The following is a 25,186-nucleotide window of genomic DNA, read 5'->3' as shown; positions in this document are numbered from 1 at the left end:
CGCCCGTCACACCCAGGAGTCGAACCACATCCTGGACTGCCAGCCGGTATACGGGATGGTCATACCTGTGTAGATCGGGAAGAAGTAGATGAAGTTCCAGATGATGAGCAGCACCAGGGTGCCCGCGCCCACCGCGCCCCACATCCGGCGGCTCTCCGAGGAGCCGGGCGGGCCGAGGAAGGCGCCCACCATCATCGCGACCGCCAGGCACAGGTAGGGGACGAACGACACCGCGTAGAAGTAGAAGATCGTCCGGTCCTGGTAGTGCAGCCACGGCAGCAGGCCCGCGCCCGCCGCGCACAGGATCGCGCCCGCGCGCCAGTCGCGGCGCATCACCCAGCGGTAGAGCAGGTAGAGCAGCGCGAAGCACGCCGACCACCACAGCAGCGGGGTGCCCAGCGCCAGGATCTCCTTCGAGCAGCCGCCCGTCGCGTGGCAGCCCTGCTCGCCGTACTTCGGCGACTCGAAGTAGTACGACACCGGCCGCCCCAGCACCAGCCAGCTCCACGGGTTGGACTGGTACGGGTGCGGCGTGTGCAGCGTGACGTTGAACTGGTAGACCTCGTACTCGTAGTGCCACAGGCTGCGCAGAGGTGCCGGGATCCACGACCAGGTGCCGCCGCGGTGGTCGGCCCAGTGCCGGTTGTAGGCGCTGTCGGACATGAACCAGCCGGTCCAGGTCGCCAGGTACGTCAGCACCGCGACCGGGAACATCGTCAGCACCGACCAGCCGAAGTCCTTGCGCAGCACCGCCAGCCAGGGGTTGCGGGCACCGGCCAGGCGGCGCGAGCCGATGTCCCAGGCGAGCGTGAGCAGCGCGAAGAAGGCCAGGAAGTACAGGCCGTTCCACTTGCTCGCCGCCGCCAGGCCCAGGCACACCGCCGCGGCGATCCGCCACGGCCGCCAGCCCATGCCCTTGCGCCCGCCGACCTGCCGGTCCGGGCCCGCCCAGCCCTCCTCGTCGACCGGCAGCGCGCGCGCCAGCCGGGCCCGCGACCAGTCGCGGTCGACCAGCAGGCAGCCGAACGCCGCGAGCGCGAAGAACATGATCACCAGGTCGAGCAGCGCGATCCGGCTCATCACGAAGTGCAGCCCGTCCACCGCCATCAGCAGCCCGGCCAGGCAGCCCAGCGCGGTGGAGCGGAACAGGCGGCGGCCGATCCGGCACAGCATCAGCACCGACAGGGTGCCGAGCAGCGCCATCATGAAGCGCCAGCCGAAGGGGTTCATGCCGAACATCCACTCGCCGAGCGCGATCACCCACTTGCCGGCCGGCGGGTGGACGACGTAGCCGGGCGAGTCCGACAGCGGGATCGTCTGCGGGTGCGCCAGGATGTCGGTGTTGGCGATCTTGGCGTCCGGCCAGGTGCCCTCGTAGCCGAGCTTGAGCAGCGACCAGGAGTCCTTGGCGTAGTACGTCTCGTCGAAGACGACCTCGCGCGGGGTGCCCAGGTGCCAGAAGCGCAGGCCGCCCGCGAGCACCGCCACCAGGATCGGCCCGAGCCAGCCGTTGGCCTTCGCCACCAGCCGGGCCCGCGCCGGGGCCAGGCCCAGCATCTGCCAGAACCGGGTCCCCGGCTCCGGGAAGGGCGGCACCAGCCGCTCCCGGGTGTCCGTACGCGGCCGCTCCGCATACCCGAACCTGCGCAGCCGCTGAGCCCACGGGCTCGGCTGCGCCTCGGCCGGAACATCCTCGGTGGCCCGGTCCTGCGTCGCGGTCTCACTCATCACCGGCCCATCGTAGGGAACGCCTCTGAAAATGTGATGAGGGTCGGCGCCCGGCGCCCCTGTTTGTCCGCAAACCCGGGGCCGCTCCGGGCCCCGCCGCCCCGCCGTACGGCCGCGGTACGGCCCCAGTACGTCCGCGGTACGGGCCGGGGGCCGCCGCGGGCGGTGCGAGACTGGGACGGTGACCACGCAAGCCGCAGGCGTCCTCGTACTGGCCGGAACCCCCATCGGCGACCCCGCCGACGCGCCGCCCCGGCTCGGCACGGAGCTGGCCGGCGCCGACGTGATCGCCGCCGAGGACACCCGGCGGCTGCGCCGGCTCACCGCGGCGCTCGGCATCGAGCCCACCGGGCGGATCGTCTCCTACTTCGAGGGCAACGAGGCCGGGCGCACCCCCGAACTGGTCGAGGCGCTGGCCGGCGGGGCGCGGGTGGTGCTCGTCACGGACGCCGGCATGCCGTCCGTCTCCGACCCCGGCTACCGGCTCGTCGCCGCGTGCGTCGAGCACGGCATCACCGTCACCGCCGTCCCCGGGCCCTCCGCCGTCCTCACCGCGCTCGCCGTCTCCGGGCTGCCCGTCGACCGCTTCTGCTTCGAGGGCTTCCTGCCCCGCAAGGCCGGTGAACGCCTCGCCCGGCTCCGTGAGGTCGCCGCGGACCGCCGGACGCTCGTCTACTTCGAGGCGACGCACCGCATCGACGACACCCTCGCCGCGATGGCCGAGGTCTTCGGCGCCGAGCGGCGCGCGGCGGTCTGCCGCGAGCTCACCAAGACGTACGAGGAGGTGCGGCGCGGGCCGCTCGCCGAGCTCGCCCGCTGGGCCGCGCAGGACGGGGTACGCGGGGAGATCACGGTCGTGGTCGAGGGCGCGCCGGCCGCGGCGCCCGCGGACCTCGGACCGGAGGAGCTGGCGCGGCTCGTCGCCGCGCGGGAGGCGGCGGGGGAGGGCCGCAAGCCCGCGATTGCGGCCGTGGCCGCGGAGGTGGGGGTTCCGAAGCGGGACGTCTTCGACGCGGTGGTGGCTGCGAAGCACGCTGCTTCCTGAGCTTGCCGCTTCTTGAGCTCGCCGCTCGGGGGTGCTCTTGCGCTGGGCGGGCGCCCTGGGCTGCGCGCTGCCGCGCGGGGCACCCGTTGTGGAGGCTGCGGCTGCGCCGCGGGGCAGCCGTTTTCAGGGGCGCGGGGAACTGCGCGCTCAGCCCACCACCGGCCGGTGGTCCGGAAACGACAGCAACTGCCCCTTCGGGCCGGTTGACTACCCGCGCCCCGGTGGGGGCTTGTCGCGCAGTTCCCCGCGCCCCTAAAAACGAGTGCCCCGCGCGGCAGGCGCGTCCCCGAGACACCGTGCCCCACATCGCACGCGCCGCCCCCCGCCGGGGTGGCCCGCGGAAAACGCGGGCCCGCGCCGCAGCGCGAGACGCCCGCCGGGGGCCGGGTTGCTGTGGGTTCGGGGGCGAGGTTCGCTGGAAGGGGAGGCGGGCGGGTGGGCCGGCCCGGAGGGCGGTGAGTGGAGGAGTGGGTGATGAGCGGCACAGTCGGGAGCGGCGCGCAGCCGCGGGTGCGGGAAGCGTACTCGTTCGCGTGCCTGAACTGCGGGTACGGCTGGGAGCAGGCGTACGAGATCGAGCACCATGTGGACGCCTTCGGCCGTGAGCACGTGACATACCTCGCCGACGGCACCTCTGTGCCGTCGCCGCTCACCAGCCCGGCGTGCGGGAACTGCGGCGGGGAGCACGTGCGGATCATGCGCTCGGGGCGGGTCGCCGGTGTGGAGGCCGTCGAGCCGTGGCACCTGGCCCGGGAGCACCGCCCGCACCACTGGTCCGCCCTGCACTTCCTGCACCGCCACCGTGAGACGGCCTGACCGCCCGCGCTGCCCGGCTGTCGTAGCCCGTCCCTAGGATCACGGGTATGGCAGACAGGAGCAGCAGGGCCGGCAAGGACCGGGACCGGGACCGGGACCGCACACCTCCGCCGGCGCCCGCGCCGCTGCGGGTGGCGGTGGCCGATTCGCACACGCATCTCGACATGCAGTCCGGCACGGTCGCCGAGGCGGTGGCGCAGGCCGCGGCGGTGGGTGTGGACACGCTGGTGCAGGTGGGGTGCGATCTGCCGGGGTCGCGCTGGGCGGCCGAGACGGCGGCGGCCTGGGAACGCATCTGGGCGTCGGTGGCGCTGCATCCGAACGAGGCACCGCGGGTCGTGGCGCGGCCGGAGGAGGGCGGGCGGGCCGGGCTGGACGCGGAGATCGACGCGATCGACGCGCTGGCCGCGCTGCCGCAGGTCCTCGGCGTGGGCGAGACGGGCCTGGACTACTTCCGCACCGGACAGGAGGGCGTGGCCGACCAGCAGCACTCCTTCCGCCGGCACATCGAGATCGCCAAGCGCCGCGGCAAGGCGCTGGTCATCCACGACCGGGACGCGCACGCGGACGTGCTGCGCGTCCTGGCGGAGGAGGGCGCGCCCGAGCGGGTGGTCTTCCACTGCTACTCCGGGGACGCGGAGATGGCGAAGGTGTGCGCCGAGCACGGCTACTACATGTCCTTCGCCGGGACGGTCAGCTACAAGTCCGCGCAGAACCTGCGGGACGCGGTGGCCGTGGCGCCGCGCGAGCTGCTGCTGGTCGAGACGGACGCGCCGTTCCTGCCGCCGGTGCCGCACCGCGGGCAGCCCAACGCGCCCTACCTCATCCCGCTGACGCTGCGCGCGATGGCCGCGGCCCGCGGTGACGACGAGGACGTGCTGGCGGCCGCGGTCGCCGCCAACACCGCCCGAGCCTTCGGCTACCCGCGCTGACGGCGCCCGCCGGGCGGACTCGGGCGCGGACCCGGGCGCGGACCCGGGCAGGGACCCCGGGCGCGTACCGGATGCGTACCGGACGCGTACCGGACGGCCGCAACACGCGGTGCCTGCGGCATACGGGTGAATGAACCGTTTATGTGGCTTTTAGGCCTTAAGGTCCGGCGTCGTGAGCATTCACCTAGCCGGAAACGCGCGCAGGCTCGTCCCGCAGGCACTCGTCGTGGCGATGCTCGCCGGTGGCACGGGAGCCGGCGTGGCCGGCGCCGCGACCGTCCGGCTGAGCGTCGACGGGACGGCGCGGACGGTGCGGACGTCCGCGTCCGACGTCGCCGGGGTGCTGCGTGAGCAGGGCATCGCGGTCGGCGCGCACGACCTGATCGCGCCCGCCCCCGGCCACCCGCTGCACGACGGCGACGCCGTGGCCGTACGGTACGGGCGCCCGCTGACCCTCACGCTCGACGGGCGGCGGCGCCAGGTGTGGACCACCGCCACGACCGTCTCGGCCGCCCTGCGGCAGCTGGGTGTACGGGCCGACGGTGCGCTGCTGGACGCCTCGCGCGGCGCGTCGATCGGCCGCCGCGGGCTCGCGCTGGACGTGCGCACGCTGCGCCGGGTGACCGTCGTGGCCGACGGCCGGGCGCACCTGGTGCGTACGCACGCCGTGACCGCGCGCGGGGCCGTCGCCGACGCCGGGGTGCTGCTGGCCGCCGGGGACGCGCTGGTGCCCGCGCCGGACGTCTTCCCGGACGACGGCGGCACCTTCACCGTGCGGCGGATCCGCGACTCCGCCACGGTGCGCCGCGAGCCGGTGCCGTACCGCACCGTGCGGCGGGCCGATCCGGGGCTGCCACGCGGGACGAGCCGGGTGGCGCGGCGCGGGCGGGCCGGGGTGCGCGAGCTGTCGTACGCCGTGCGCACCGTGGACGGTGTGCCGGGGGCGCCGCGCCTGCTGGGCAGCCGGGTGGTCCGGCAGCCGGTCACCGAGCTGGTCCGGGTCGGTACCGGGCCGGTACGGCGGCCCGCGCGTGCTCCCCAAGTGTCAGCGCCCGCGGCACCTGCCCCGACGGCAGGCGCCGCGGGCGCCGGGCTGAACTGGGCCGCGCTCGCCGCGTGCGAGTCCGGCGGGCGGCCGCACGCCGTGGACCCCTCCGGGCGCTACGGCGGCCTCTACCAGTTCGACGTGCGGACCTGGCGCAGCATGGGCGGCCGGGGCCTTCCGCAGGACGCGCCCGCCGCCGAGCAGACGCTGCGCGCCCGGCTGCTGTACGCCGCCCGCGGCACCGCGCCCTGGCCCGTCTGCGGGGCGCGGCTGCGCCGCTGAGCCCGCGCCGGGCGGGGGGCGCCCGCCGGGGGCATTAGCCTTGGGCGGGTGACGAGTGAGGACGACGGTCTGCTGGGGCCCGCGGACGTACGGGAACTGGCCGCGGCGCTGGGCGTCAGGCCGACCAAGCAGCGCGGGCAGAACTTCGTCATCGACGCGAACACGGTGCGGCGGATCGTCCGCACCGCCGAGGTGAAGCCGGACGACACCGTCGTCGAGGTCGGTCCCGGGCTCGGCTCGCTCACCCTGGCGCTGCTGGAGGCCGCGGACCGGGTGACGGCGATCGAGATCGACGACGTCCTCGCCGCCGCGCTGCCCGCGACCGTGGCCGCGCGGATGCCGGCGCGGGCGGACCGTTTCGCCCTGGTGCACGCCGACGCCATGACCGTCACCGAACTGCCCGGTCCGCCGCCCACCGCGCTCGTCGCCAATCTGCCGTACAACGTCGCCGTGCCCGTGCTGCTGCACATGCTCGCGACCTTCCCGACGATCGAGCGCACGCTCGTCATGGTGCAGTCCGAGGTCGCCGACCGGCTCGCCGCCCGGCCCGGCAGCAAGGTGTACGGGGTGCCGTCGGTCAAGGCCTGCTGGTACGCCGACGTCAAGCGGGCCGGTGCCATCGGCCGCAACGTCTTCTGGCCCGCGCCCAACGTCGACTCCGGGCTCGTCTCGCTCGTCCGGCGCGATCCGCCGCGGACCACCGCGAGCCGCAGGGACGTCTTCGCCGCAGTTGACGCGGCCTTCGCGCAGCGCCGCAAGACGCTGCGCGCCGCGCTCGCCGGATGGGCCGGCTCCGCGGCCGCCGCGGAGGCCGCGCTGCTGGCCGCCGGGGTGTCGCCGCAGGCCCGCGGCGAGGCGCTCACCGTCGAGGAATTCGCCGCCATCGCCGAGCACAAGCCGTAACGCCACCATGAGGAGCGACCCGCCCGTGTCCGCCGTCACCGTCCGCGTGCCCGCCAAGGTCAACGTCCAGCTCACCGTCGGCGGCCGGCGCCCCGACGGCTTCCACGACCTGGCCAACGTCTTCCTCGCGGTCGGACTGTACGACCACGTCACCGCCGCACCCGCGGAAGGGCTGCGGCTCACCGCGGAAGGCCGGGACGTCGACCGCGTACCGCTCGACGGGACGAACCTCGCCGCGCGCGCGGCGGTCGCGCTCGCCAAGCGGTACGGCATCGAACCGGACGTCCACCTGCACATCGACAAGGCCGTCCCCGTCGCCGGCGGCATGGCGGGCGGCTCCGCGGACGCCGCGGGCGCGCTCGTCGCCTGCGACGCGCTGTGGGGGACCGGGGCGACCCGCGAGGAACTCCTCGACCTGTGCGCCGAACTGGGCAGCGACGTGCCCTTCAGCCTCGTCGGCGGGGCCGCGCTCGGCCTCGGCCGCGGCGAGCGGCTCACACCGCTGGCGGTCGGCGGCGGCTTCCACTGGGTCTTCGCCGTCGCCGAGGGCGGGCTCTCCACGCCCGAGGTGTACCGCGAGTGCGACCGCCTGCGGCGGGCCGGGGGAGGCGGCGACCTCGCGGCGGATCTCCCCGAGCCCGCCGCCGACCCCGAGCTGGTCGCCGCGCTCGCCGCGGGGGACGCGGAGCGGCTCGCCGCGGTGCTCACGAACGACCTCCAGGCGGCGGCGGTCGGCCTGCGGCCGGAGCTGGCCGCGACGCTCGCCGCCGGGCTCGACGGGGGCGCCCTCGCCGCGCTCGTCTCCGGCTCCGGCCCGACCTGCGCCTTCCTCGCGCCCTCCGCCGCCGCGGCCGACGCCCTCGCCGCCGCCCTCCCGGGCCGCGCCTACGCCGCGCCCGCGCCCGCCCCGGGGGCGACGATCCTCTGACCGGGGCCCGTGCCCCGGGCTGCCGCTTGCGGTGGAGCCGCGGCCTGGCGGTGGGTGGGCGGCTTGTCGCGCAGTTCCCCGCGCCCCTGAAAACGCTCGTCCTCTTTCGCTCCGCCGGGGGCAGGCACTTGGCGCGCCGGGTGACAGACGTGGGGGCGCGGGGAACTGCGTGCTCAGCCCGCCACTACCGCCAGGTCGCGGCTCCACCGCAAGAGGCAGCCCGGGGCGTACCGGCCGCGGCGCCCGCGGCAGGCGGCGGGGCGGGGGGACCGCGGGGTCACCTAGGGTGGAGGGGAGTGGTTCGTACTGCGCTGGGAGAGCGAGAAGTGGCCGTCAACCTGGTCAACGTGGAAGCCGTCGGCAAGACATACGGCACGCGTACCCTGCTGGACAGCGTCTCGCTGGGGGTGTCGGAGGGCGACCGGATCGGGGTCGTCGGGCGTAACGGCGACGGCAAGACGACGCTCGTGCGGATGCTCGCCCGGCTGGAGGAGCCGGACTCGGGGCGGGTGACGCACCAGGGGGGCCTGCGGCTCGGCGTGCTGACGCAGCACGACAGCCTGGATCCGGCGGCGACCGTGCGGCACGAGGTCGTGGGGGACCGGGCGGACCACGAGTGGGCGGGCGACGCCCGGATCCGCGACGTGCTCACGGGACTGTTCGGCGGGCTGGACCTGCCGGGCTTCCCGGCGGGGCTGGACACCGTGATCGGCCCGCTGTCGGGCGGTGAGCGGCGCCGTATCGCGCTCGCGAAGCTGCTCATCGACGAGCAGGACCTGATCGTGCTGGACGAGCCGACCAACCACCTGGACGTCGAGGGCATCGCGTGGCTCGCGGCCCATCTGCGGGTCCGCCGTTCCGCGCTGGTGGTCGTGACGCACGACCGCTGGTTCCTGGACCAGGTGTGCGGCCGGATGTGGGACGTGCAGCGCGGCACCGTCTACGAGTACGAGGGCGGCTACAGCGACTACGTCTTCGCGCGCGCCGAGCGCGAGCGCATCGCGGCGACGGAGGAGACCAAGCGGCAGAACCTGGTCCGCAAGGAGCTGGCGTGGCTGCGCCGGGGCGCGCCGGCGCGCACGTCGAAGCCGCGGTTCCGGGTGGAGGCGGCGAACGCCCTGATCGAGGACGTGCCGCCGCCCCGCGACACGGCGGAGCTGATGCGCTTCGCCAACTCCCGGCTGGGCAAGACGGTCTTCGACCTGGAGGACGTGACCGTCACGGCGGGTCCCAAGCAGCTGCTGCGCCATGTGACGTGGCAGCTGGGTCCGGGCGACCGGGTCGGCCTGGTGGGGGTCAACGGCGCGGGCAAGACGTCGCTGCTGCGGGCGCTCGCGGACGCGAAGGCCAGCGACGGCGAGCAGCAGCCGGCCGCGGGCCGGGTCGTGGTCGGCAAGACCGTGCGGCTGGCGTACCTGTCGCAGGAGGTCGCCGAGCTGGACCCGCAGGTGCGCGTGCTCCAGGCGGTGGAGGCGGTACGCGGCCGGGTCGACCTGGGCAAGGGCCGGGAGATGACGGCCGGTCAGCTGTGCGAGCGGTTCGGCTTCACCAAGGAGAAGCAGTGGACGCCGGTCGGCGACCTGTCCGGCGGCGAGCGGCGCCGGCTGCAACTGCTGCGGCTGCTCATGGACGAGCCGAACGTCCTCTTCCTCGACGAGCCGACCAACGACCTCGACATCGAGACGCTGACGCAGCTGGAGGACCTGCTCGACGGCTGGCCCGGCTCGATGGTCGTCATCAGCCACGACCGGTACTTCCTGGAGCGCACCACCGACAAGGTGCTCGCGCTGCTGGGCGACCAGACGCTGCGGATGCTGCCGCGCGGGGTGGACGAGTACCTGGAGCGGCGGCGCGCGATGGAGGAGGCGGCGGCCCCGGCCGCGCCCGACCGGGCCAGGCAGCAGCAGCAGCCCAAGGACCGGCCGACCGGTGACACCCGGGCGGCGAAGAAGGAACTCCAGCGCATCGAGCGGCAGTTGGACAAGGCCGCGGAGAAGGAGAAGGCGCTGCACGCGCGGATCGCCGAGCACGCCACCGACTTCGCGAAGGTCGCGGAGATCGACGCGGAGCTGCGGGCGCTGCGCGAGGAGCGCGAGGACCTGGAGATGCGCTGGCTCGAACTGGCCGACGAGGCCGGGCAGTAGAGGCCGCGGGGGCCGTCCCCGAGGCCGTCCCGGGGGTGGTGCGCGAGGGGGTGCGGGCGGGGGTGCGGGCGGTCTCGCGGAGAACGTGTAGCGGCCCGGTAACGGAACTGCCGCGGCCCGCGGGGGTGTCGGTGCCGGGTGATAGAAAGAATTTCCGCCCGACACTGTTGTGAGTTGCGAAGAGGTTCCGCCGATGTCCCAGCCGCCCCCGCCGCCCGGCACCCCGCCCGAGTTCGGGAAGTCCGACGCGCCGGTGCCGCCACCGCCGGGATCTCCGCAGACCCCGCCCCCGCCGCCGGGCGGTTACGGCTACCCCGCCCCCGGCTCCGCGCCGCCCCCGCCGCCGCCCCCCGCTCCGGGCGGCGGTTACGGCTACCCGGCCCCCGCCTCGCCGCAGACCCCGCCGCCCGCGGGGCCGAACCCGTACGCGCAGCCGGTGCCGCCGGGGCAGAACCCGTACGCCCAGGCCCCGACGCAGGCGGCCTTCCAGGTCCCGCCGCAGACGCCCCCGCCGGGTGTGCCGCCGCAGGCCCCGCCGCCGTACCCGGGCGCCCAGCAGCCGTATCCGGGCCAGCCGCAGTACGGCCAGACGCCCCCGCCGGGCCCGTACGGCTACCAGACGCCGGCGCCGTATCCGGGGGCGCCCGGCGGTCCGGGCGGCGCGCGGAACAACAACAAGATGATCGCGATCATCGCGGCGGTCGTGGCGGTGGCGCTGATCGCCGTGGTCGCCGTCTACTTCGCGACCAAGAGCGACGGCGGTGACGACCCCAAGCCCAAGCCGACCGCGAGCGGGCAGAAGGGCCCGACCGAGTCGCCGCACTCCAGCGAGATCCAGTTCGCGTGGGACAAGCCGGCCGACACCGTCGCCAAGAAGGACAACCTCAAGCGGATACCCGGCATCTGGTTCACCGACAAGCTCGTGGTGAAGCAGGAGATCAACAAGGTCACCGCGTACGACATCGCGACCGGCGACCAGGCGTGGACGCTCGCCGCGCCCGCGGGTGACGACTGCTCGTCGGCCAGGGACACGTACCAGAACTTTGCGGCGATCCAGTACGGCCCGACGTGCAACCAGATCATGGTCTTCGACCTGACGACGGGTGTCGCGAAGTGGTCGGCGACGCTGCCCGGCGGTGACGGCGGCAGCGGCGACTTCGACTACTCGCAGATGGCCATCAGCGGCGACACGGTCGGCGTCGACTGGATGGAGGGCTCGATCGCCTACCGCATCAGCACCCAGAAGGTGCTCTGGCAGGGCGGCAACGGCAACTGCGAGGACGACGGCTACGCGGGCGGCGCGCAGTTCGTGGTCGTCGTCAACTGCGACTTCAAGACCTACAAGGTGCAGGTCGTCGATCCGGAGAACTCCGGCAAGGCGAAGTGGTCGTGGCAGGCGCCGAGCGGCTTCGAGGTCAAGGCGGTCGTCTCCACCGACCCGGTCGTGGTGGTGCTCGACACGCAGAACGGCGACGCGCTCGCCACCGACGTCGTCACCCTCTCCGCGGGCAAGATGCTCTCGCGGATCTCGCTCGGCACCGACAAGTACGACATCTCGCTCGGTGACAACGGCGTCGAGGACGTGCACAACATCCTGGTCAGCAAGGACACCGTCTATCTGACGCTGCGCAGCCAGGGCGACAGCAAGGGCCAGGTGCTCAGCGGCATCGTGGCCTTCAACACCGCCGACGGCAAGCAGAAGTGGATCGCCAAGCCGGCCGACAAGCAGGCCGTGGTGGGCCTGGACTTCCTGCCGGACGGCAAGATCCTCGCCGTCGAGCCGCCGGACTACGACGTGGCCGGCCAGCTGGACACCGTCGACCCGGCGACCGGCGCGATGCAGAAGTACGCGGTCTTCGCCGACGGCACGGAGGACAAGGTCGGCGACATGTCCGACCTGGAGGGCTACATGTACTGGCACAACGGCCACTTCTTCTACTCGTGCCACACCGTCTACGAGAGCAACGACGACCAGAAGTACATCGTCGACCTCCACTGACGGCGGCGCGCCGCGGGTCCGCCCACGGCGCGTCCGTACCCCCGCGCGCCCCCGGCGCGCACGGGTGCCCCGGAATTCCCGGGCGCCCGTGCCGCGTCGGGGGCGCGCTGTCATGGGGCAAGCGTGTACCTTCGCGTGCCTGGGCTCGTACCGCCCGGACGCGCGGTTGGGAGGGGCCGTCGCGCGGTATGCGTAGGGCAATGGGGGGCGGCGGGGACCGGGCCGCCCCGTGGAGGGGGTGTCCTGGATGGGGGTACGGCTCGTCGTCGTCGACGACCACCGGCTGCTCGCGGAGGCGTTGGCGTCGGCGCTGAAGCTGCGCGGGCACCGGGTGCTGGCCGCGTCGGCGCCGTCCGGCGGGGCGGCGGAGCTGGTGCTGGGCCGGTCGCCGGAGGTGTGCCTGTTCGGCACGGCGGCCCCGGCCGCGCCCGGCGCGTTCGAACCGGTGGCCAGGATCCGCCGGGAGCGCCCGGCGGTCGCGGTCGTGGTGCTGGGCCCGGTGCCCGATCCGCGCGGCATCGCGGCGGCCTTCGCGGCCGGCGCGTCCGGCTATGTGCGCCATGACGAGCGCATCGAGGGCGTGGAGCGGGCCATGGCCAAGGCTCGGGCGGGCGAGGTCGCCATCGCCCAGCCGCTGCTGCAGGGCGCCTTCGCCGAACTGCTCGATCCCGCCCAGCAGCCGGACGACGAGGGCGTGCGGCTGCTGGAGATGCTGACCCCGCGGGAGATCGAGGTGCTGGTGCGGGTCGCCGAGGGCGAGGACACCCGGCTGATCGCGGCGGGGATGCGGATAGCCCCGAGCACCGCGCGCACCCATGTGCAGCGGGTGCTGATGAAGCTCGGCGTCGGGTCCCGGCTGGAGGCGGCGGCGCTGGCCGCGCGCACCGGCCTGCTGGACCGGGCGGCGGCTCCCGGCCCGCGCTGAGGGCGCCACGGCGCTCCGGCGGGGGAACCGCTCACGCATCTGTTCGTCTTTGTTTGGTTGTGCCCGAAACGGAGTCGCAGCCCCGTACTGACCAACGCGTCAACTTCACCCACGCCCGCGCATTGACTGCACTGTTGTGTCATGATTCATTGTGTGCGGTTCTGTTGGGTGATTGTGGTGTGAGGGGTCAGCAGGGTGAAGAAGACGACGACCCGGCTCGCGGACGGCCGTGAACTCATCTATTACGACGGGGACGTACGCCCCGGCGGCGCGGCCGCGCCCGTTCGCGACGCCGTCGACCGCCGCCCCCTGGAACCCGTCTCCACCCACTCCGAGCTGCGCGAGGACCGGCTGCTCGGCGACACCGTGGCCATCGCCTCGCACCGCCAGGGCCGCACCTACCACCCGCCCGCCGACGAGTGCCCGCTGTGCCCGTCGCGCGAGGGGCGGCTGAGCGAGATCCCCGACAGCGACTACGAGGTCGTCGTCTTCGAGAACCGCTTCCCCTCGCTCGCCGGCGACGCCGGGCGCTGCGAGGTCGTGTGCTTCACCTCCGACCACGACGCCTCCTTCGCCGACCTCACCGAGGACCGCGCTCGGCTGGTCCTCGACACCTGGACCGACCGCACCCTGGACCTCTCCCGGCTGCCCGGCGTCGTGCAGGTCTTCGCCTTCGAGAACCGGGGCAAGGAGATCGGCGTCACCCTCGGCCACCCGCACGGCCAGATCTACGGCTACCCGTTCGTCACCCCGCGCACCTCGCTCATGCTGGGCACCCTCGCCGCGCACCGCGAGCGCACCGGCCGCAACCTCTTCGACGACGTCCTCGCCGACGAGACGGTCGACGGGACGGCCGACGGGACCGCCGACGCGGCCGCGGGCGGCAGCCGGGTGGTGCTGGCCGCCGAGCACTGGGTGGCGTTCGTCCCGCACGCCGCCCACTGGCCCTACGAGGTGCACCTCTTCCCGCGCCGCCGGGTGCCGGACCTGCTCGCGCTCGACGAGGACGCGCGCGCCGAGTTCCCGGGCGTCTACCTGGAGCTGCTGCGCCGCTTCGACCGGATCTTCGGCCCGGACCAGCCGCCCACCCCGTACATCTCCGGCTGGCACCAGGCGCCCTTCGGCATCCCCGAGCGACGCGAATTCGCCCTGCATCTGGAGCTTTTCACGATTCGCCGCACATCGGGCAAGCTGAAGTACCTTGCGGGGTCCGAGTCCGGTATGGGCGCCTTCATCAACGACGTCCCGCCGGAAGCCGCCGCACAGCGACTGCGAGAGGTAGCGAGCACGTGACCGAGAATCCCAGGAAGCTGCTGGTCACCGGAGGCGCCGGGTACATCGGCGGGGTGGTGGCCGCCCGGCTGCTGAACGCCGGGCACCGGGTGACGGTGCTGGACGACCTGTCCACCGGCTTCCGCGCCGGGGTGCCGGACGGCGCCGACTTCGTCGAGGGACGGATCCAGGACGCCGCCAAGGTGCTCGACCCGAGCTTCGACGCGGTGCTGCACTTCGCCGCCTTCTCACAGGTCGGCGAGTCCGTCGCGGACCCGGGCAAGTACTGGCGCAACAACGTCGGCGGCACCATGGACCTGCTGGACGCCATGCGCGACACCGGGGTGCGCACCCTCGTCTTCTCCTCCACCGCCGCCACCTACGGCGAACCGGCCTCCGTCCCCGTCACCGAGGACGCCGTCACCGCGCCCACCAGCCCGTACGGCGCCAGCAAGCTCGCCGTCGACCATATGATCGGCGCCGAGTGCGCCGCCCACGGCCTGGCCGCGGTGTCGCTGCGCTACTTCAACGTCGCGGGCGCGTACGGCGGCCAGGGCGAACGGCACGACCCCGAGTCGCACCTCATCCCGCTGGTCCTCCAGGTCGCCCAGGGCCGCCGCGAGGCCGTCGCCGTCTTCGGCGACGACTACCCGACGCCCGACGGCACCTGCGTGCGCGACTACATCCACGTCGCCGACCTCGCCGACGCCCACCTGCTCGCCCTCACCCACGCGGCGCCCGGCGAGCACCTGGTGTGCAACCTCGGCAACGGCAGCGGCTTCTCCGTCCGCGAGGTCATCGACACCGCCCGGCAGGTGACCGGGCACCCCATTCCCGAGACCGCGCAGCCGCGCCGGGCCGGCGACCCCGCCGTGCTCGTCGCCTCCGCGCAGCGCGCCCGCGACCTGCTCGGCTGGCAGCCCGTGCGCACCGATCTCGCCGACATCGTCCGCGACGCGTGGACCTTCGCCCAATCCCTTCGGGAGGACGCATGACCGACGGCCCCGGCACGACCGACGACCTCGGCATAGCCTTCAAGGACGCCTTCGGGCGCGACCCGGAGGGCTGCTGGTCCGCGCCCGGACGGGTGAACCTCATCGGCGAGCACACCGACTACAACGACGGTTTCGTGCTGCCCTTCGCCCTCGACCGGACCACCCGCGCCGCCGTCGCCCGCCGCGACGACGGACGGCTGCGGGTGCACTCCGCCGAGATGAGCGGCGGTGTCGTCGAACTCGCCCTGGACGACCTCGCCCCCGGCACCGACGCGGGCTGGGCCACCTACCCCGCCGCCGTGCTGTGGACACTGCGCGAGGCCGGCCACCCGGTCGGCGGCGCCGACATCCACTACACCAGCACGGTGCCGGTCGGCGGCGGCCTGTCCTCCTCCGCGGCCCTCCAGGTCGTCACCGCGCTCGCCCTCGCCGACCTGCACGGCGTCGAACTCCCGCGGCAGGAACTGGCACTGCTGTGCCAGCGCTCGGAGAACACCTACGTCGGCGCGCCCGTCGGCGTCATGGACCAGACCGCCTCCGCGTGCTGCACCGACGGCCACGCCCTGCACCTCGACGTGCGCGGCCTGGTGCAGCGCCAGGTCCCGCTCGACCTCGCCGAGGCCGGCCTCGCGCTCCTCGTCGCCGACACCCGCGTCAAGCACGCGCACGCGGACGGCGCGTACGCGCGGCTGCGGTCCGGCTGCGAGGCGGCCGCGGCCGAACTCGGCCTCCCGGCGCTGCGGGACGTCCCCTTCGACGGCCTCGACACCGCGCTCGCCGCGCTCTCCGACGAGCGGCTGCGCCGCCTGACCCGGCACGTGGTGACCGAGAACCGGCGCGTCGAGGAGGTCGTCGCGCTGCTCGACGCCGGGCGGGTCGCCGACGTCGGACCCGTCCTGACGGCCGGCCACGCCTCGCTGCGGGACGACTTCCAGGTCTCCTGCCCCGAGCTGGACCTCGTGGTCGAGGCCGCGCTCGCCGGCGGCGCCCTCGGCGCCCGGATGACCGGCGGCGGCTTCGGCGGCTCCGCGGTGGTCCTGACCCCGGCGTCCGCGGCCCCCGCCGTGACCTCGGCGATCCTCGCGGCCCTCCCCGGCGCCCGCGTCTTCGCCGCCGCCCCCTCCCCAGGAGCCCACCGCCTGACCTGACGATGCCCCGCGGGGCCCTCGTTTTCGGGGGCGCGCGTGCGGTGCGGGGACCCGTTTCGGGGCTGCTCGTGCGGCGCGGGGCACCCGTTTTTCGCGGCGCGCGGGGGGCTCGTTCTGGGGCTGCGCGTGCGGCGCGGGGCCCTCGCCCCCAGGGGCGCGGGGAACTGCGCTCCCCCAGAGCTCCGCCTGGGAGGTGCCCCCAGGACCACCGGCCGGTGGGGGCGGGCCGCGCCGTTCCCCGCACCCCCGGCGCCCCCGGCGCGGTCAGCGCACCCCGCACACCCCGCGCCCCCGGCAGGCCACCGCAGGGAAACCGCTTACCGAGCAGCCCGAGCCCCGCCCGGCAGGGCAAGTTGCGCCAAGACGGCGCCATTCCGCCGGGGAACCCCTACGCTTTTCCCACAACGCCGGTGGGGGCCGGCGTTCATCAGGGGGCGAGACGCAGGGATCCGGCCCCGTCCGCGGGCGGCGGCCCGCGGTACGGGACCGGGTCCCACGCGAGGCCCCGCCACTGGGGGAGTGCCGTACACCGGGAGTGGTGTCCGTGGGACGAATCCGCGTTCTCGTCGTCGATGACCACCGCATCTTCGCCGAGTCGCTCGCCGCCGCGCTCGCGGCGGAGTCAGACGTCGACGTGTCGGCGGCCGGCAGCGGCCCCGCCGCACAGCGCTGCCTCGACCGGGCAGCGGTCGACGGCCGCCGTTACGACGTACTGCTGGTCGACGCCGATCTGGGCACCGCGCCGCGCGGCCGCCCGGCGCTGGCGTCCGTACCGCCGCCGTCCGCGCTGCGCGCGGCCGAGCCGCGCGATCCGGTGCTGGACGGGCTCGCGCTGGTCGAGCGGGTGCAGGCCGAGCATCCGGGGACGCGTACGGTCGTGCTGGCCGAGCGCGACGACCCGCACCGCGCCGCCTGCGCGCTGCAGGCGGGGGCGTCCGGGTGGGTCGCCAAGGACTGCTCGCTGTCGCGGCTGCTGGCCGTGGTGCGTGGGGTGCTGCGGGACGAGACGCATCTGCCGCCCGCGCTGCTGACCGGGGTGCTGCGGGAGCTGACCGCGGCCCGGCGGCACCGCACCGAGAGCGAGCAGCTGGTGGAGTCGCTGACGCCGCGCGAGCAGGAGGTGCTGCGCTGCATGGTGGCGGGGCTGGGCCGCAAGGCGGTCGCCGAGCGGCTGTTCCTGTCCCCGCACACGGTGCGCACCCATATGCAGAACGTGCTGGGCAAGCTGGGCGTGCACTCCACGCTGGCGGCTGTGGCGCTGGCCCGGCGGGCCGGGGTGGGGCCGGTGGAGCTGGCCGCCTCAGGTGGGGATGTTGTCGAACGGCGCGGTCAGCTGTCGTAGCAGGCCCGCGAGTTCCGCCCGCTGGGCCTGGGTCAGCTCGCCCAGGATGGAGCGTTCCTGGGCGAGCAGGCCGGCCAGGGCCCGGTCGGCGCGGTCCTGTCCGGCGGGGGTGAGCCGGACGAGTACCCCGCGCCGGTCGGAGGGGTCGGGGAGCCGCTCCACGAGCCGCTTCTCGGCGAGCCGGTCGATCCGGTTGGTCATCGTGCCGGATGTGACGAGGGTCTGTGTGAGCAGTTGCCCCGGTGAGAGCTGATACGGCGTCCCGGCCCGCCGCAGCGCGGTGAGGACGTCGAACTCCCAGGGCTCCAGTCCGATCTCCGCGAACGCCAGCCGCCGGGCGCGGTCCAGGTGCCGTGCGAGCCTGCTGACCCGGCTGAGCACTTCGAGCGGTTCGACGTCGAGGTCGGGGCGCTCTCGGCGCCATGCAGCGACCAGCCGGTCGACCTCGTCCTCCATGGAGATCAGTGTAGTAGGTCTGTCGATATGAAGTCTCTTGACATCAAGATATCCCCGGGTGGAGCCTGGAACCGGAGAGATGAACCTCGCGCTCCGTTTCGGCAGCGGGTTCCGTACCACCCAGGGAGTACGAACGATGCACGCAAGCCCGACGTGGGATCCCCACCAGTATCTCCACCATTCCGCCCACCGCACCCGCCCGTTCCTCGACCTCCTCCACCGGATTCCGGAACTGCCCGGCGGCGGCTCCCCGCGGATCGCCGACATCGGCTGCGGGCCCGGCAACGTCACCGCGCTGCTCGCCGACCGCTGGCCCGCCGCCCGCGTCACCGGCTTCGACAACTCCGCCGAGATGCTGTCCGCCGCGCAGCAGTACGCCGGGCCCACCGCCGGCGGCGGCACCCTGGACTTCCGCCGGGCCGACGCCGCCGACTGGACGCCCGACGAGCAGTACGACCTGATCGTCTCCAACGCGGCGCTCCAGTGGGTGCCCGGCCACGCCGACCGCTTCGGCGACTGGCTCGACCACCTCGCGCCCGGCGGCACCCTGGCCTTCCAGGTGCCGGGCAACTTCACCGCGCCCAGCCACGCGCTGCTCGCGGAGCTGTGCGAGTCCCCGCGCTGGCGCGACCGCCTCGACGACCACGGCCGCCGCTACGTCCACATCCTCAGCCCCGCCGGCTACCTGGAGCACCTGACGGAGCTGGGCTGCGCGCAGGTGGACGTCTGGGAGTCGACGTACGTGCAGCTCCTCCAGGGCGAGGACCCGGTGCTCGACTGGACAAAGGGCACCGCCCTGCGCCCGGTGCTGACCGCCCTGGACGGCGATCCGGCCGCCGTCCGTGAGTTCGTCGGGCAGTACCGCGACCTACTCCGCAAGGCCTACCCGCCGGGCCCGCACGGCACGGTCTTCCCCTTCCGCCGCATCTTCGCCGTCGCCCGCACCCCCGCACGCTGACCGGTGGGGCCGGGTCCCGTCGCCCGAGGGGGTGCGGGGCCCGGCCGGCGCGGGGTCACAGCGTCAGGAACGCCCCGGCCAGCAGCGCCGCGCCGAGCCCGCTGAGCGTCCAGGCGGTGCGGTAGGCGCGCAGGCCGGCCGCCGTCACCATCGCGGCGAGCAGCAGCGGCCGCCCAGCGGCACCCACGCCCACAGCACCCCGCCCCAGCCGGCCCGCACCACGGTGTCGGTGCCGGGCTCGACGGCGACCGGGATGTGCGCGCCCGTGGTGTGCCGGATCGGCAGGCTGATGGTGACCTCCGGCCGCGCCACGGCGGTGCCCTTCGGCGCGAAGGGGCCCGTGCAGGTGGAGTCGCCGCAGTCGGTCAGGGTCATCGTGCCGTGCTCGCGGCCCTTGGTGAGCATCACGTGCTGCGCGGTCCGCCAGGAGTCCCAGGCGCCGGACACCAGCAGCAGCGCGGCGACGAGCGCGACGGCCACCACCCGGGCCAGCCGCGCCGGGCCCCTGGCACCCTCCGCCGCACGGCGGGAGCGGCTCCGTTCGACCATGCGGGCGATCCTTGGCCATGGTGTGCCGCCGGGTCAACTCCCGGTCGGCGGTCCGTGGTCCGTCAGTTGTTGTACGTGCTCTGCGCCCGCTCCAGGCCGTCGCCGACGAGCGCCTCGACCGCGTCGGCGGCGCGGTCCACGAACCACTCCAGCTCCTTGCGCTCGGTCGAGGAGAAGTCCTTCAGCACGAAGGCCGCCACGTCCATGCGCCCCGGCGGGCGGCCGATCCCGGCCCGCACCCGCAGGTAGTCCGGGCCCATCGCCTTGGTGAGCGACTTCAGCCCGTTGTGCCCGTTGTCGCCGCCGCCGAGCTTGAGCCGCAGCGTCGGGTACGGGATGTCCAGCTCGTCGTGGACGGCGACGATCTGCTCGGTCGGCACCTTGTAGAAGTCCCGCAGCGCGGTGACCGGGCCGCCGGACAGGTTCATGAACGACATCGGCTTGACCAGCACCACCCGGCGGCTCAGCGGTCCGGGCGGGCCGATACGTCCCTCGAGGACCTGGGCCTGCGCCTTGCCGGAGCGCTTGAAGGAGCCGCCCATGCGGGAGGCCAGCAGGTCGGCGACCATGAAGCCGATGTTGTGCCGGTTCCCGGCGTACTCGGGGCCCGGGTTGCCGAGCCCGGCCACCAGCCAGGGCGCTGTGCTGTCGCTCATCGAGTCTCCATGGGGTGCGGGGGTCCGCCCGGCACGGACCGGGGGGACAGACACGGCCGCCGCCGTACCCCGGGACAGGGTACGGCGGCGGGCCGCGGTGTCAGGCTCAGGCCTCTTCGGCGGCGGCTTCCTCGGCGGTCTCGCCCTCGGCGGCCTCGGCGGTCTCGGCCTCCTCCTCGCCCTCCTCGGGGGCTTCCTCGACCTGGGCGGCGACGACCTGGATCACCACGGCGTCCTCGTCGACGGCCAGCGTGACGCCCTTGGGCAGCGCGATGTCCTTGGCCAGGACGGAGGCGCCGGCCTCCAGGCCCTCGACGCTGACGGTGACGCCCTCGGGGATGTGGGTCGCCTCGGCCTCGACGGGCAGCGCGGCCAGCACGTGCTCCAGCAGGTTGCCGCCGGGGGCCAGCTCGCCCTCCGCGGTCACCGGGATCTCGACGTTGACCTTCTCGCCGCGCTTGACCGACAGCAGGTCGACGTGCTCCAGGAAGCCCTTGATCGGGTCGCGCTGCACGGCCTTGGGGATGACCAGCTCGGACTTGCCGTCGATGTCCAGCGAGATCAGGACGTTCGCGGTGCGCAGCGCGAGCAGCAGCTCGTGGCCGGGGACGGAGACGTGCTTGGGCTCGGCGCCGTGGCCGTAGATGACGGCGGGGACCTGGTTGGCGCGGCGGATACGGCGCGCGGCGCCCTTGCCGAACTCGGTGCGCAGAGCGGCAGGGATCTTGACCTCGGACATGAGGTTCACTCCTCGTGGTGGCAGACGGTACGGTCGCCCGGCCCCGACGGGCCGATCCACGGTTCACGAGGAGCGCGTCGATAACGGAGCCGGATTCCGGACCGCGTCAGACGCGTCCGGGGCCTCCCTCGCCGAGCAACGCGGACAGCGTAACCGGCGGGAAGGCCCCGGACGAAATCGATCACCGAGCGCGGGCGTACCGATTCTGCGGCCGCCCGCGCCGGATCAGTGCGCTTCCTCGAACAGGCTGGTGACCGAGCCGTCCTCGAAGACCTCGCGCACCGCGTTGGCGATGGTCGGCGCCATCGACAGCACGGTGATCTTGTCGAGGTCCAGCTCCGCCGGGGTCGGCAGGGTGTCGGTCAGGATGAACTCGCTGACCTTGGAGTTCTTCAGCCGGTCGGCGGCCGGACCGGACAGCACACCGTGCGTGGCGGTCACGATGACGTCCTCCGCGCCGTTGGCGAAGAGCGCGTCCGCGGCGGCGCAGATGGTGCCCGCGGTGTCGATCATGTCGTCGACCAGCACGCACACCCGGCCCTCGACGTCGCCGACGACCTCGTGGACGGTCACCTGGTTGGCGACGTCCGGGTCGCGGCGCTTGTGCACGATGGCCAGCGGCGCGCCGAGCCGGTCGCACCAGCGGTCGGCGACGCGCACCCGTCCGGCGTCCGGGGAGACGACGGTGAGCTTGTCCCGGTCGACCTTGGCGCCGACGTAGTCCGCCAGTACCGGCAGCGCGAACAGGTGGTCCACCGGCCCGTCGAAGAAGCCCTGGATCTGGTCGGTGTGCAGGTCGACGGTGAGGATCCGGTCGGCGCCCGCGGTCTTGAACAGGTCGGCGATCAGCCGTGCGGAGATCGGCTCACGGCCGCGGTGCTTCTTGTCCTGCCGCGCGTAGCCGTAGAAGGGGACGATCACGGTGATGCTGCGTGCCGACGCCCGCTTCAGGGCGTCCAGCATGATCAGCTGCTCCATGATCCACTGGTTGATCGGCCGGGTGTGGCTCTGGATCAGAAAGCAGTCGGCGCCGCGCGCCGACTCCTGGAACCGCACGTAGATCTCGCCGTTGGCGAAGTCGAAAGCCTTGGTCGGCACCAGCTCGACGCCGAGTTCCCGTGCCACCGCCTCCGCCAGATCGGGGTGGGCGCGGCCGGAGAAGAGCATCAGCTTCTTCTCACCGGTCGTCTTGATCCCGGTCACTGCACCGTCTCCTTGGTGTTCGACTGGTGTTCGACACAGCGACACCCGGATGCGGGCGTGCTGGCGGAATTGTGTGCACCCCACACGGTACGCCCCCTCCGGCGCATGTGTGCACCTCGGAGCGGCCGATGAGACAGCCCTCACTCACCCGCCGCTCGCATGTGCGACGGCGGGTGTTCGCCCTGCCGGAACCGGCAGGTGGGTGTGGGTGGTGTGGGGGAGGCGGGAGAGGGGAAAGGGTCGCGGCTCAGTCGTCCGGCTGGGTCTCGTGGGCCCGCTGCGCGGCCTCGGCGGCGGCGCTGCCCGGACGCTTGCGGGCGACCCAGCCCTCGATGTTGCGCTGCTGCCCGCGGGCCACCGCGAGCGAGCCGGCCGGCACGTCCTTGGTGATCACCGAGCCGGCCGCGGTGTAGGCGCCGTCGCCGACCACCACGGGCGCCACGAACATGTTGTCCGACCCGGTCTTGCAGTAGCTGCCGATCGTGGTGTGGTGCTTGGCCTCGCCGTCGTAGTTCACGAAGACGCTGGCGGCGCCGATGTTGGTGTGGTCGCCGATCGTCGCGTCGCCCACGTAGCTCAGGTGCGGCACCTTGGTGCCCTCGCCGATCGAGGCGTTCTTCATCTCGACGTACGTCCCCGCCTTGGCGCCCCTGCCGAGCCGGGCACCGGGGCGCAGGTACGCGTACGGGCCGACGTTCGCCTGCGGGCCGATCTCGGCCTCCTGGGCGACGGTGTTGGACACCCGGGCGCCCTCGCCGACGACGGTGTCGGTCAGCGTGCAGTTCGGGCCGACCTCCGCGCCCGCCGCCACCCGGGTGGCGCCCAGCAGCTGGGTGTTGGGGTGGATCACCGCGTCGGGCTCCAGGACCACGCCCGCGTCCAGCCAGGTCGAGGCGGGGTCGACGACCGTCGCGCCGTCCAGCATCGCCTGGTGCAGCAGCCGGTCGTTGAGCACCCGGCGGGCCTCGGCGAGCTGCACCCGGTTGTTGACCCCGGCGATCTCCCGGTGGTCGGCGGCGGTCCAGGCGCCGACCCGGTGGCCGGCCCCGCGCAGGATCGCCAGGGTGTCGGTCAGGTACTCCTCGGCCTGCGAGTTGTCCGTGGTGATCTTGGTGAGGGCCTCGGCGAGCAGCGCGGCGTCGTACGCGTAGACACCGGAGTTGATCTCGGTGATCGCCTGCTGGTCCGGGGAGGCGTCCTTCTGCTCCACGATCGCGGCGACCTGGCCGTCCGTCACGTCCCGCACGATGCGGCCGTATCCGGTCGGGTCGGGCACGTGGGCGGTGAGCACGGTCACCGCGTTGCCGTCCGCCTGGTGCGCGGACACCAGTGTGGCCAGCGTGCTCGCGGTCAGCAGGGGGGTGTCGCCGTAGGTCACCACGAGGGTGCCCTCGGGGGTGGCGCCGCGCCGGGCCAGCTCCTCCAGGCCGGTGCGGACCGCGTGCCCGGTGCCGTTCTGCTCCGCCTGCACGGCCGTCAGCGCGTCCGGGTCGGCGGCCGCGAGGTGCTCGGTGACCTGCTCGCGCCCGTGGCCCACGACCACCAGCAGCTGCTCGGGGTCCAGCTCGCGCGCGGCGGCGACCACATGGCCGAGCAGGGAGCGGCCGCAGATCGGGTGCAGCACCTTCGGGGTGGCCGACTTCATGCGCGTCCCCTCACCCGCGGCGAGGACGACGACGGCAGCCGGACGTGTGGGGCTCACAGGGAGAACTCCTGGGCTTTCGGGAGCGGGACTCCCGCAGAATACCCAGGCCGTCCGGGACGGGCCATCCGCTGCTCCGCGCGTCCGCCCGGCACGGTTCACCGCGCACCTGCTCCGCCGCCAGGACTCGAACCCGGACTTAAGGCACCAAAAGCCCCAGTGCTGCCATTACACCACGGCGGATCAACTCGGCCTCCCCGTCGATCAGGCCGGGGCGGCGAGCCGGTCGCTCCCATCATGCCGCACCGGGCATGGTGCACGCGACGGAGATCAGGGTAAGCATCGATCGGTGCCCGCCCGACTGCCCGCCCGACACGGTCCTGTCGTCCACGGGGCGCCGCTGCAATACTTACGGCAGCGTAGGTTACGCGTAACCGCTGATTACAGCCCCCACTTCCATCCGACAGGGACAGACATGACCACACAGACAGACGTGAGGCCCGAGTCCCGGGAACCGGATCCCGGGACGACAGGACAGGAGCCGCCGAGCGCCACCCGCGGTGGCGAGAACAAGCGCTCGATCGAGCAGATCGCGCTGCTGCTGTTCATCTGCATCCCCTTCGTGGCGCTGGTCGCCGCGGTGCCGCTGGCCTGGGGACACGGGATGAGCTGGCTCGACCTGGGCCTCATGGTGGGCATGTACTTCCTGGGCTGTCACGGCATCACCGTCGGCTTCCACCGGCACTTCACGCACAGCTCGTTCAAGGCCAACCGCCCGCTGAAGATCGCGCTGGCCATCGCCGGCTCGATGGCCGTCGAGGGCCCGATCGTGCGCTGGGTCGCCGACCACCGCAGGCACCACAGGTTCAGCGACGCCGAGGGCGACCCGCACAGCCCCTGGCGCTACGGCGAGACGCTGCCGGCCCTGCTCAAGGGCCTGTGGTGGGCGCACATGGGCTGGCTCTTCGACGAGGAGCAGACCCCGCAGCAGAAGTACGCCCCCGACCTGATCAAGGACCCGGCGATCCGCCGCATCTCCCGCGACTTCTGGCTGTGGACGGCGCTGTCGCTCCTCATCCCGCCGGTCGTCGGCGGCCTGGTCACCATGTCGTGGTACGGCGCCTTCACCGCGTTCTTCTGGGGTTCGCTCGTTCGGGTGGCGCTGCTGCACCACGTGACCTGGTCGATCAACTCCATCTGCCACGCCGTCGGCAAGCGCCCGTTCAAGTCCCGCGACCGCTCCGGCAACGTATGGTGGCTGGCCGTCCTGTCCTGCGGCGAGTCCTGGCACAACCTGCACCACGCCGACCCCACCTGCGCCCGGCACGGCGTGCTGCGCGGCCAGATCGACTCCAGCGCCCGCATCATCCGCTGGTGCGAGATGGCCGGCTGGGCGACCGACGTGCGCTGGCCCACCGCCGACCGGATCGCCGCCCGGCGTAAAGAAGACGTAAGCGAAGCGGCATGATGGAGGCGTGA

The 25,186-nt window shown here is 73.6% G+C and carries 22 protein-coding genes and 1 tRNA gene; 15 read left to right on the top strand and 8 right to left on the bottom strand.

The genetic code is table 11. From position 1 onward, the window contains the following. Window positions 1-6: 6 nt before the first annotated feature. Window positions 7-1,728: a dolichyl-phosphate-mannose--protein mannosyltransferase gene (locus ACWERV_RS05650; RefSeq protein WP_398177638.1), complete on the bottom strand. Its 1,722-nt coding sequence runs from the start codon at window positions 1,726-1,728 to the stop codon at window positions 7-9. Window positions 1,729-1,909: 181 nt separating this feature from the next. Between ACWERV_RS05650 and rsmI the strand changes: the two genes are divergently transcribed. The 13 genes from rsmI (at window position 1,910) to ACWERV_RS05585 (ending at window position 17,504) form a co-directional block, all read left to right on the top strand. After that, window positions 1,910-2,773: a 16S rRNA (cytidine(1402)-2'-O)-methyltransferase gene (rsmI, locus tag ACWERV_RS05645; RefSeq protein ID WP_452929180.1), complete on the top strand. Its 864-nt coding sequence runs from the start codon at window positions 1,910-1,912 to the stop codon at window positions 2,771-2,773. 474 nt (window positions 2,774-3,247) lie between these two features. Next, window positions 3,248-3,589: a hypothetical protein gene (locus ACWERV_RS05640; RefSeq protein ID WP_452929178.1), complete on the top strand. Its 342-nt coding sequence runs from the start codon at window positions 3,248-3,250 to the stop codon at window positions 3,587-3,589. Between the two features lie 47 nt (window positions 3,590-3,636). Further along, window positions 3,637-4,521 carry a TatD family hydrolase gene (locus ACWERV_RS05635; RefSeq protein ID WP_452929175.1) on the top strand — a complete coding sequence of 295 codons (885 nt, stop codon included), beginning with the start codon at window positions 3,637-3,639 and terminating at the stop codon, window positions 4,519-4,521. A 172-nt stretch (window positions 4,522-4,693) separates the two neighbouring features. Continuing rightward, window positions 4,694-5,848 (top strand): ubiquitin-like domain-containing protein, encoded by a 1,155-nt coding sequence (locus ACWERV_RS05630; protein WP_452929172.1) that lies wholly within the window; start codon window positions 4,694-4,696, stop codon window positions 5,846-5,848. Between the two features lie 48 nt (window positions 5,849-5,896). After that, on the top strand, window positions 5,897-6,751 hold the full coding sequence (gene rsmA / locus ACWERV_RS05625; RefSeq protein ID WP_452929169.1) for a 16S rRNA (adenine(1518)-N(6)/adenine(1519)-N(6))-dimethyltransferase RsmA: 855 nt from the start codon (window positions 5,897-5,899) through the stop codon (window positions 6,749-6,751). Window positions 6,752-6,758: 7 nt separating this feature from the next. Next, window positions 6,759-7,679 carry a 4-(cytidine 5'-diphospho)-2-C-methyl-D-erythritol kinase gene (locus ACWERV_RS05620; protein WP_452929167.1) on the top strand — a complete coding sequence of 307 codons (921 nt, stop codon included), beginning with the start codon at window positions 6,759-6,761 and terminating at the stop codon, window positions 7,677-7,679. 326 nt (window positions 7,680-8,005) lie between these two features. Beyond that, window positions 8,006-9,823 (top strand): ABC-F family ATP-binding cassette domain-containing protein, encoded by a 1,818-nt coding sequence (locus ACWERV_RS05615; RefSeq protein WP_452929164.1) that lies wholly within the window; start codon window positions 8,006-8,008, stop codon window positions 9,821-9,823. Window positions 9,824-10,016: 193 nt separating this feature from the next. Continuing rightward, a complete protein-coding gene (locus ACWERV_RS05610; RefSeq protein WP_452929161.1) occupies window positions 10,017-11,822 on the top strand; it encodes an outer membrane protein assembly factor BamB family protein in 1,806 nt (601 codons plus the stop codon). A 247-nt stretch (window positions 11,823-12,069) separates the two neighbouring features. Continuing rightward, window positions 12,070-12,747, top strand: a complete 678-nt coding sequence (locus ACWERV_RS05605) for a helix-turn-helix transcriptional regulator (RefSeq protein ID WP_398177259.1) — start codon at window positions 12,070-12,072, stop codon at window positions 12,745-12,747. A 195-nt stretch (window positions 12,748-12,942) separates the two neighbouring features. Further along, on the top strand, window positions 12,943-14,040 hold the full coding sequence (gene galT, locus ACWERV_RS05600; RefSeq protein ID WP_452929157.1) for a galactose-1-phosphate uridylyltransferase: 1,098 nt from the start codon (window positions 12,943-12,945) through the stop codon (window positions 14,038-14,040). Beyond that, window positions 14,037-15,014: a UDP-glucose 4-epimerase GalE gene (galE, locus tag ACWERV_RS05595; RefSeq protein ID WP_398177265.1), complete on the top strand. Its 978-nt coding sequence runs from the start codon at window positions 14,037-14,039 to the stop codon at window positions 15,012-15,014. Before galT ends, galE begins: the two co-directional genes overlap by 4 nt. Further along, entirely contained in the window at window positions 15,011-16,162 is a 1,152-nt protein-coding gene (galK, locus tag ACWERV_RS05590; protein ID WP_398177268.1) for a galactokinase, read from the top strand. Before galE ends, galK begins: the two co-directional genes overlap by 4 nt. A 544-nt stretch (window positions 16,163-16,706) precedes the next feature. Next, on the top strand, window positions 16,707-17,504 hold the full coding sequence (locus tag ACWERV_RS05585; protein WP_398177640.1) for a LuxR C-terminal-related transcriptional regulator: 798 nt from the start codon (window positions 16,707-16,709) through the stop codon (window positions 17,502-17,504). On the opposite strand, the gene ACWERV_RS05580 is transcribed toward ACWERV_RS05585, so the two are convergent. Then, complete coding sequence (locus tag ACWERV_RS05580) at window positions 17,463-17,960, bottom strand: MarR family winged helix-turn-helix transcriptional regulator (protein ID WP_398177271.1); 498 nt, start codon at window positions 17,958-17,960, stop codon at window positions 17,463-17,465. The genes ACWERV_RS05585 and ACWERV_RS05580 overlap by 42 nt on opposite strands. Window positions 17,961-18,096: 136 nt before the next feature. Between ACWERV_RS05580 and ACWERV_RS05575 the strand changes: the two genes are divergently transcribed. Next, window positions 18,097-18,918 (top strand): trans-aconitate 2-methyltransferase, encoded by an 822-nt coding sequence (locus ACWERV_RS05575; protein ID WP_398177274.1) that lies wholly within the window; start codon window positions 18,097-18,099, stop codon window positions 18,916-18,918. Between the two features lie 144 nt (window positions 18,919-19,062). On the opposite strand, the gene ACWERV_RS05570 is transcribed toward ACWERV_RS05575, so the two are convergent. From ACWERV_RS05570 to ACWERV_RS05545, 6 genes are all read right to left on the bottom strand, one after another. Further along, window positions 19,063-19,467 (bottom strand): hypothetical protein, encoded by a 405-nt coding sequence (locus ACWERV_RS05570; protein ID WP_452929151.1) that lies wholly within the window; start codon window positions 19,465-19,467, stop codon window positions 19,063-19,065. A gap of 62 nt (window positions 19,468-19,529) precedes the next feature. Then, on the bottom strand, window positions 19,530-20,123 hold the full coding sequence (gene pth, locus ACWERV_RS05565; RefSeq protein WP_452929148.1) for an aminoacyl-tRNA hydrolase: 594 nt from the start codon (window positions 20,121-20,123) through the stop codon (window positions 19,530-19,532). A 106-nt stretch (window positions 20,124-20,229) separates the two neighbouring features. Further along, complete coding sequence (locus ACWERV_RS05560; protein WP_398177283.1) at window positions 20,230-20,862, bottom strand: 50S ribosomal protein L25/general stress protein Ctc; 633 nt, start codon at window positions 20,860-20,862, stop codon at window positions 20,230-20,232. 225 nt (window positions 20,863-21,087) lie between these two features. Next, window positions 21,088-22,065: a ribose-phosphate diphosphokinase gene (locus ACWERV_RS05555; protein ID WP_398177286.1), complete on the bottom strand. Its 978-nt coding sequence runs from the start codon at window positions 22,063-22,065 to the stop codon at window positions 21,088-21,090. A gap of 247 nt (window positions 22,066-22,312) precedes the next feature. Next, window positions 22,313-23,767, bottom strand: coding sequence for a bifunctional UDP-N-acetylglucosamine diphosphorylase/glucosamine-1-phosphate N-acetyltransferase GlmU (glmU, locus tag ACWERV_RS05550; RefSeq protein ID WP_452929144.1), 1,455 nt, complete (start codon window positions 23,765-23,767; stop codon window positions 22,313-22,315). 112 nt (window positions 23,768-23,879) lie between these two features. Beyond that, a tRNA-Gln gene (locus ACWERV_RS05545) sits at window positions 23,880-23,950 on the bottom strand. A 232-nt stretch (window positions 23,951-24,182) separates the two neighbouring features. On the opposite strand from ACWERV_RS05545, the gene ACWERV_RS05540 reads away from it, so the two are divergent. Continuing rightward, window positions 24,183-25,175: an acyl-CoA desaturase gene (locus ACWERV_RS05540; RefSeq protein ID WP_452929141.1), complete on the top strand. Its 993-nt coding sequence runs from the start codon at window positions 24,183-24,185 to the stop codon at window positions 25,173-25,175. Window positions 25,176-25,186 lie beyond the last annotated feature (11 nt).

This window comes from Streptomyces sp. NPDC004031 (genome assembly GCF_053604375.1).
Note: the sequence above shows the minus strand (reverse complement) of the source record. Positions and strands in the feature narration are given on the sequence as shown.

Coding starts and splice junctions, on each gene's coding strand:
- ACWERV_RS05575 (WP_398177274.1), top strand. CDS start 18,097: ATGCACGCAAGCCCGACGTGGGATCCCCACCAGTATCTCCACCATTCC.
- ACWERV_RS05620 (WP_452929167.1), top strand. CDS start 6,759: ATGAGGAGCGACCCGCCCGTGTCCGCCGTCACCGTCCGCGTGCCCGCC.
- ACWERV_RS05640 (WP_452929178.1), top strand. CDS start 3,248: ATGAGCGGCACAGTCGGGAGCGGCGCGCAGCCGCGGGTGCGGGAAGCG.
- ACWERV_RS05650 (WP_398177638.1), bottom strand. CDS start 1,728: ATGAGTGAGACCGCGACGCAGGACCGGGCCACCGAGGATGTTCCGGCC.
- ACWERV_RS05560 (WP_398177283.1), bottom strand. CDS start 20,862: ATGTCCGAGGTCAAGATCCCTGCCGCTCTGCGCACCGAGTTCGGCAAG.
- ACWERV_RS05580 (WP_398177271.1), bottom strand. CDS start 17,960: ATGGAGGACGAGGTCGACCGGCTGGTCGCTGCATGGCGCCGAGAGCGC.
- ACWERV_RS05610 (WP_452929161.1), top strand. CDS start 10,017: ATGTCCCAGCCGCCCCCGCCGCCCGGCACCCCGCCCGAGTTCGGGAAG.
- ACWERV_RS05540 (WP_452929141.1), top strand. CDS start 24,183: ATGACCACACAGACAGACGTGAGGCCCGAGTCCCGGGAACCGGATCCC.
- pth (WP_452929148.1), bottom strand. CDS start 20,123: ATGAGCGACAGCACAGCGCCCTGGCTGGTGGCCGGGCTCGGCAACCCG.
- galK (WP_398177268.1), top strand. CDS start 15,011: ATGACCGACGGCCCCGGCACGACCGACGACCTCGGCATAGCCTTCAAG.
- ACWERV_RS05570 (WP_452929151.1), bottom strand. CDS start 19,467: ATGGTCGAACGGAGCCGCTCCCGCCGTGCGGCGGAGGGTGCCAGGGGC.
- ACWERV_RS05635 (WP_452929175.1), top strand. CDS start 3,637: ATGGCAGACAGGAGCAGCAGGGCCGGCAAGGACCGGGACCGGGACCGG.
- ACWERV_RS05605 (WP_398177259.1), top strand. CDS start 12,070: ATGGGGGTACGGCTCGTCGTCGTCGACGACCACCGGCTGCTCGCGGAG.